The 8,072-nt window shown below is 34.0% G+C and carries 5 protein-coding genes; 3 read left to right on the top strand and 2 right to left on the bottom strand.

What is annotated here, in order from left to right:
• Positions 1 to 198: 198 nt before the first annotated feature.
• Positions 199 to 1,020 carry an ABC transporter permease gene (locus RTP52_RS05900; RefSeq protein WP_312104310.1) on the bottom strand — a complete coding sequence of 274 codons (822 nt, stop codon included), beginning with the start codon at positions 1,018 to 1,020 and terminating at the stop codon, positions 199 to 201.
• Positions 1,017 to 1,799 carry an ABC transporter ATP-binding protein gene (locus RTP52_RS05895; protein WP_312104313.1) on the bottom strand — a complete coding sequence of 261 codons (783 nt, stop codon included), beginning with the start codon at positions 1,797 to 1,799 and terminating at the stop codon, positions 1,017 to 1,019. Before RTP52_RS05895 ends, RTP52_RS05900 begins: the two co-directional genes overlap by 4 nt.
• Before the next feature lie 1,342 nt (positions 1,800 to 3,141).
• Between RTP52_RS05895 and RTP52_RS05890 the strand changes: the two genes are divergently transcribed.
• The 3 genes from RTP52_RS05890 (at position 3,142) to RTP52_RS05880 (ending at position 8,060) form a co-directional block, all read left to right on the top strand.
• Entirely contained in the window at positions 3,142 to 4,359 is a 1,218-nt protein-coding gene (locus tag RTP52_RS05890; RefSeq protein WP_312369833.1) for a hypothetical protein, read from the top strand.
• Between the two features lie 121 nt (positions 4,360 to 4,480).
• A complete protein-coding gene (locus tag RTP52_RS05885; RefSeq protein ID WP_312369831.1) occupies positions 4,481 to 6,958 on the top strand; it encodes an ABC transporter substrate-binding protein in 2,478 nt (825 codons plus the stop codon).
• A gap of 112 nt (positions 6,959 to 7,070) precedes the next feature.
• A complete protein-coding gene (locus RTP52_RS05880; RefSeq protein ID WP_312104321.1) occupies positions 7,071 to 8,060 on the top strand; it encodes an ABC transporter permease in 990 nt (329 codons plus the stop codon).
• Positions 8,061 to 8,072: the final 12 nt, after the last annotated feature.

Here is an 8,072-nt window from a genome sequence, read left to right as displayed (position 1 = left end):
TTTTAAATTAAGGTTATATCAGGTAGGAGGTTTGATTCATTCGATTCCATAGGAGCGGATCAAACAAAGCATAAAAGCCAGCGTTTCTAACGCTGGCTTTTATGCTTTGTGATATATTAACTTTATATTTAAACTTAATATTATAACTTTATATTTCAATTTATACTAATTTAGATAATTTTTATTAGCCAAATAGAGTTAGATTCTTCTTACTTTTCTTTCAACATACGAAAGGATTCCATATAATGCTGTTGCAACGATGCATAGTATAACAATACTCATAATAACCCAATCTAGTTTAAAGACTTGTGAACCGTAGACAATGAGATATCCTAAACCAGCCTTCGCTGCAAGGAATTCTCCTATGATAACACCAACGAGAGACAGGCCAATATTGACTTTCATACAGCTAATAATTGAAGGAAGGTTACCTGGAAGAACTACTTTAAATAGGACATCTTTTTTGGTACCCCCCAAGGTATAAATGAGTTTGTATTTATCTTGCTCTGTAGAGTTGAAGTTGGTATATAACGTTATAATTGTACCAAAGACTGCGACCGTTACCGCTGCTACAATAATTGTCTTCATATTATTCCCGAGCCAAACAATAAAAACTGGTGCAAGAGCCGACTTTGGAAGGCTATTAAGAACCACAAGATAAGGTTCTAGCACCTTAGCAACACTTTCATTCCACCATAATAAGACTGCGACGAGGAGCCCGATTCCTATAACTAAACCAAAACTTATGAAGGTTTCAAAAAGTGTAATACCGATATGGTAAAATACTGTTCCGTCTTGTGCCATTGTAGCAAAACACTTCACAACTCTGGAAGGGCTACTGAATATAAATGAATTTAGCCATCCCAACCTTGTCGATAACTCCCATAAAATTAAAAAGGATAAAAATATGATCCATTGCGAGATACGAATTTTCGTTACTCTTTTTTGATATCGTTTCAGATACGCTTGGTGGATTGCAGAGGCAGATAAGAAATCCTCTTTTTTAATACGATGCATCATAGGGACGTCAACTCCTTCCAGATTAAATTAAAATAGGTACTGAATTCAGGAGCTAAACGCTTTTGCAATGGAGACTCATCCTTCGAGGTTAAGCTAATCTCAAATTCCTTTTTTATGGAAGCTGGTCGATTCGAAAGCACAATCACCTTATCCGCTGTACTGATTGCTTCCGCTATATCGTGAGTGATTAGTACGGCAGTCTTATTTTCCTTGCGGATAATTTTACAGATGTCATCCGAAACTTCAAGACGTGTTTGATAGTCTAGCGCTGAAAATGGTTCATCTAATAGCAGGATATCTGGTTGTAAAAGCAGTGTACGTATTAACGCAGCACGCTGTCTCATTCCTCCAGATAATTCTGTTGGCTTTGAATCAATAAATGAGATTAGCCCATAAGTCTCTAGCAGATGATTAATTATTACCATGCTTTGGTCTGAGTATTTATGTTGAATCTCCAGACCAAGTGCGACATTTCGCAATGTGCTTCTCCAATCCAGAAGATGGTCTTTTTGCAACATATAACCAATATTTAAGCCTGAATTTTTGGTATCCTTCCCTTTAATATAAATACTTCCAGTATCAGGTTTTATTAATCCTGCAATTAGAGATAGTAAAGTTGATTTACCACATCCGCTGGGCCCTACTATTGCAAGAAATTGACCCTCTGATACATGGAAGCTGACATCCTTCAATGCAGTAGTCTCTCCAGCTAAGGTGTGATACGAGTAGCTTAAATGATCTACATGGAGAAATTCATTTGTAGTAGTATTTGAATCCATGATTGGCCTCCATAATAATGCTATAATGTATTATATGTGGGAAGTACTTGGTCGGCGATAAATTTTGACCTATTATTCTTCCTAAATATAAGATAATTCATCATACAAATTGTCGCATTCTGTCACATTATGTAAATCACCTACATTACAATCATGTCGAAAATGAAATGGCAGTGTTAAGATAAGGAGAGTGAGGGAGGATTCTTATATTAATCTCGATTCTTTAGAGGAAATTTGAGTTAATAAATTTATAAAAGTAAGAAACTAATAGAATGGATGGTATGATATTTACAAATTAAAATGTTAAATAAATATCATAAGAGAATTGCTTAAAATGGGCTTGACAATACTTTAGTACGGTAATACAATAATAAAGCAACAATGCAAAACAACATTGCATCATCATAAGAAAAAATGAACTAAATTTACTAAATCAAAAGAGGGTAATATACCTTTTCAAGTCAAAACTATGAAGTCTATATACGCATATCTAATACAAAGAAAATTGAGATTAAATAATATATTTAGATAATCACAGAATTTTTAGAATTCGATAATATAAAAACGAAGATTCTTATTAATAATTGAATAGTATAAAATGATGTAATTTTTTGTAGATAAGATTCTGTCATTAAAAATAAAAAGAATTAATAAGCTTGTTCATAAAGTAAAATATAGTTGCAATATTTTTATAAAAAGATATAAATGTTTGCATATTTAATTTTTAATCTATTCTAGTAGTAAAATACATAATCCAATATTCAATCAAAAGTAATTCCAATTCCAATATAAATAAAGCTAAAAGATTAAAGTAATTCCAATTCCAATATTTAAATAAAGCTAAAAGATTAAAGTATTTCCAATTCCAATATATAAATAAAGCTAAAAGATCAAAGTAATTCCAATATTTAAATAAAACTAAAAGATCAAAAGATCAAAATGAGTTATAACTAAATCAAAAGAGAATCAAAATCAAAGCAATAATCAAATTTGAAACATTTAATGCTTTGTAAGTTTAAATAATAAATGGAAAGGAGGATTCCGATCAAATTTACTAAGAAAAGCGTAAAATAAATATTTAAATGTTTAAAATAATTTTAAAATAAATGTTTATTTGAATACTAAAACATTAATATTTTGAACATAAAACAATGGTCGGGACAACAAAAGAAATCAAATTCATCAGCAAACAAATTATTGACTTTAATATCCAGTACTGCTATAATTTGGTATGCTTTAACAAAATTTACATAATAAATCTGCGAAGAAGCATTCCTATATTTGGTATGGGTTGGTTTCTATTTTTTTATTCGGAGGTTTTGGTTAATCTTGGGAGGAAACTATGTACAAATTGAAAAAGGGATTTATGATATTGGTATTAGCTACATCAACAATGTTACTTGGTGGCTGTAGTGTAGGAACTAGTTCTCTGTTTATACATCCGGCAGAACAGGGGTATGAGTACGAAGTTACATACGATACATTGGGCGGGAACATTAATCAAGTAGATAAACGTGTTGTATATTATGCAGGGAATTCTTTATTATTTGAGCCTAGTGGAACTGCCGGCATGCTTGTGCAACCTAAATTTGGTGATAAGTCATTAGTTGGATGGTACACAAAGTATACAACAGAAGAAAGTACGAATGGAACTAACTATCATTTTAACGAAGAAGATTTATGGGATTTCTCGGCGGACCGAGTTTCTGATGAAAATACCAGCGATAAAAAGTTGATTTTATATGCTAGATGGGCTGAGAATCCATCCATTAACTTTTTGGATGCAGCAAATCCTAAGGAAGACATCTTGTTAAAATGGACGATTAATGTTGGCAGCGAATTAAAACGCCCTACTTCAACAGAACCAAAGAAAAACGGATTTACCTTAATTGACTACTATAAGGATCCGGAGTGTACTGAAAAATTTGTATTTGATAAAGTGATTGAAGAGGATGATATTGATTACTCGAACGGCGGTAAAGCTCAAATAAATATTTATTGTAAGTTTATTGAAGGTGATATGATTCGAGTTAAAACAGCAAATCAACTAAAGGCAATTGCTGAAAAGCCAGATGGACATTATATATTAGCGAATGATATTGATTTATCAACTGAAGAATGGACACCAATTGAAACTTTTAGTGGTGTATTGGACGGTAATGGATATTCCATCAAAGATCTTAACTTAAATGTTAAAAATCGTGTTTCTGGAATTGCTGCTAAAACAGCGGGTGAAGTATCTTATGGATTATTTTCGAAGTTAGAAGGTGCTAAGATAAGAAATCTAACAATAAAGGATGCGAATATTGTAATTAATAAATCTTCCAATGTAAAACTTTGTGTTGGCGCATTAGCAGGACGTACCAAGAAAACAACGATAGAAAATTGTACCTTTGATGGTATAACGATAGCATCAGATGGTATGTGTAGCATTGATATTGTCGCATCCAGTTATGTTGCTGGTGATTATTCAACTAAGATAAACAATAGTGTATTTAATAATATCAATACAAACAAATTAACAACCTCTGGGAATTTAGAAATAATAGAGCAAAAATAAGGAATGATGAAACTATTTCTAATCTAAGGTTAACATCGCAACAAATATAGATAAGGCCAATATATTCATTGGTAATTAAGTCCTAAGACTATAATTATAATAAAGAAAACGGAGGAAAATTATGAAGAAAACAAAGAAATTGGTAGCGTTACTTCTTTGCATGACTATGATTCTTTCTTTAGCAGCTTGTGGTAAGGGAGAAAAAGATGTAAATAAGGATATTACGCCAACTGTAGCTCCAACTGAAGCTGCAGGCGATGACAAAGGGCAAGAAAAAACTGTAGAACCAGATGTTCCAGCAGGTAGAAGAGATGCATCCACACCTCGTTCTGCTGCAAACGCGAACAATCCGTTGGTTATTAGTACTTTAACACTGGATGGAAAGTTTACACCATTCTTCGGTACGAGTGAACCTGATCGTAAAATCTACGATAGTACTCAAATCACTTTAATTTACAACAATGAGTCAGCTGAGCCAGTAGCAGGTGTTAATGAACCAACTGCTGCATGGGATTTTAAGATGACAACAAACGAGGATCAATCAAAGTCTACCTACAAATTCTGGATTAAGAATGGTATTCAATTTAGTGATGGCCATGTATTAAATGCAGATGACGTATTATTTAACTTGTATGTATTCTTAGATCCTAAATATGATGGTTCCTCTACTTTATATTCAATGAACATTGAGGGATTAAAAGCTTATCAAGCTCAGATTTTAGATGAGAGCTCAGCAGAAGCAAAACTTGCAGAGTTCACTGAGGCAGCTAATAAGAAAGTTGATGCCGCACTTGCTGGTAATGGTGAGGCAGTAGTTACTGATAAATTATGGGAACTTGTGAAAGAGAGTGTTACAGCTGATAATAATGACTTAGTGAAAGGTCAATATACTCCAGAAAAGCTTGGATTAGTTGGACCAGAAGATTTCTTAACATCTGCACCTCAATCCATTATTCTTTATTACACATCAAGCTGTATTGGTAGAGATTTAATTACATACAAAAATGGTGCTTACGTTATTGATGAAGCTACAGGTTTAACAGTAGATAAAATGAGTACTTACACAGAGGAAGATTATATTAATGCTTCAGTGAAGTGCATTAAAGAAACAATTAATGCTGCAGAATTTGATGAAGCATTTGGCTATACTACAGTTGATGATGCTAAGGCATTCTTCGCAGGAGAAGAAAAATCTGTATATCTTGAAGCAAACAAAGGTACTGTCAAGAGTATTAGCGGTATCTCAAAGGGGAAGGAAGTTTGCTCTGATGGTGTAGAACGTGAGACAGTTACGGTAGTATTAAATGGTGTTGACCCTAAGGCAATCTGGAACTTTACGTTTGAAGTAGCACCTATGCATTACTATGCAGGTCAGGCAAGACATGATGCTGCAAATGGCGTTGATAATTTCGGTGTTGATTTTTCTAGCGCAGAATTTATGTTTGGTTTAAAAGAATTTAACGGTTTACCAATGGGTGCAGGTCCTTATAAGATGACAGATGCTAAAAACTCAGAGAATCCAACTTCAGATCAGTTTTATGATAATGGTATTTGTTATTTTGTAGCAAATGATTACTTTTTGCTTGGTGCTCCAAAGGTTAAATATTTAAGATACAAAACAATTAATGCTGGTTCTGAATTAGACTCTGTATTAACTGGCGATGTTCACTATTCTGATCCTAAGGCTAGTGCAACAACGATCAATAAGATCACTTCAGATTCTGCTTATTCTCATTTAAACTATGTATTAGTTGACAATTTAGGTTATGGTTATATCGGTATTAATGCAGAGCTTATACCTGATCTTAATGTAAGACGCGCACTTATGTCTGCTATGGATACCGCTCTAACATTAGGCGCTTATCCAGGAGGTTTAGCACAAGTTATTCATAGACCAGTTAGCCAGGTATCATGGGCATATCCTGAAGGATGTACAGCAATGTACCCATTCGATGAAACAGGTGCAGCTTCTAAAGAGTACTTCTTAAAAGCAGGTTATAAAGAGACAGCGGATGGTAAATTATTAGCACCAGACGGAAGCAAGCCATCCTTTAAATTTACAATTCCATCGAGTGCAGATGATCACCCAGCTGGTCAGGTGTTCTTAAAGACTCAAGAAGTACTTGAAAAGCTCGGTGTTGAAGTAATTATTGATGTTGATCAAAACCTTTTAAGTAAAATAAATGAGGGTGTTATTTCTGTCTGGGCAGCAGCTTGGGTGGCAACGATAGATCCTGATATGTTCCAGGTATATTATTCCGATCCTTCTAAGAATCAAGCTACTTCTCCAAAGGCTTCAGGACTTTATTATTTATTTGAAAATGGTACCGCAGAAGAGAAAGAGATCCTTGTACGTTTAAATGAATTGATTGAACAGGGACGTTCTACTCTTAATGTAGATGAAAGAAAACCAATTTATTCAGAAGCACTTGATAAGGCTATGGAAATAGCAGTTGAACTACCAACCTATCAGAGAAAGAACATGTTTGTTTATAACAAGAGTATCATTGATCCTACTAGCTTAACTCCAGCAGATAAGACTACACCTTACAGATCACCAATTTACGCACTCTGGGATATTAGCTTACTTGACAAATAGTTTTAAAATTTAAAAGTCTACAAGTAGAGAAACTCTACAATAAAACAATTCTTTTGAAATTATGAAAGGGGGCGTTGGCTTTCGCCCCCTTTCTACAATGTGGGGTAAAAACATGTTCAAATATTTAATAAAAAGACTTGCAGTTTCTATAATCATTTTATTTGGGGTATCTATTATAATTTATTTTATCGTTCGAATGATGCCAGCTGATTATATTGACCAGCATACCGCAGCGCAGGTTGCTCAAGGTCAGTTAACAAAAGAAGATGTTCAAAGAATGAAAGAGTTGTATGGTATAGGAGACAATTCCATAGGTGGTATTTTAAAAAGTTACGGACAGTGGTTATCCAAGGCTGCTCGTGCTGATTTTGGTGTGTCATTTGTATATGGACGTCCTGTTCATGAAGTAATTGGAAAATATATGTGGATTTCATTTGGTATATCGCTAGTGGCATTGATATTAAATATATTAATTTCGATACCACTTGGTATCGTAGCGGCAACGAAGCAATATGGTGCAGCTGACTATATAGTTACAATACTAGCTATGATAGGTATCTCGCTACCTTCATTTTTCTTAGGTGCATTATTGTTACGTATATTCTCTATAGGGCTTGGATGGTTTCCATTACAGGGACTGTCTGATGCGACACAAATAATAAAAGGTTTTAAACAAGTTCTTGATAAAATTCATCATTTAGTACTTCCAATGACAACTCTTGTTATTTTAAACATTGGTGGTTTGATGCGTTATACAAGAACCAACATGTTAGAAGTATTGAATTCTGATTATATCCGTACTGCAAGGGCAAAAGGGTTGTCCGAGAAGGCGGTTATTTATAAACATGCATTCCGCAACACTCTAATACCTATTGTAACTATGCTAGGTGGAAGTATTCCAGGTTTATTTGGCGGTGCATTGATAACAGAAACGGTATTTGCAATTCCTGGTATTGGGTCGACTTCTTATAAAGCAATATTGCAGGGGGATATTCCATTTGTTATGGGATATATGATGTTTATAGCTATATTAACCGTATTAGGTACCATACTTGCAGATATATCGTATGCAATTGTGGATCCTCGTGTGAAACTGCAATAAGGAGGTCTGAAG

This window comes from Lachnoclostridium sp. (genome assembly GCF_031997925.1).
In the GTDB taxonomy this organism is placed as follows: Bacteria; Bacillota; Clostridia; order Lachnospirales; family Lachnospiraceae; genus Lachnoclostridium.
The sequence above is the reverse complement of the archived record's forward strand: the minus strand, read 5'-3'. Positions and strand labels throughout refer to the sequence as shown.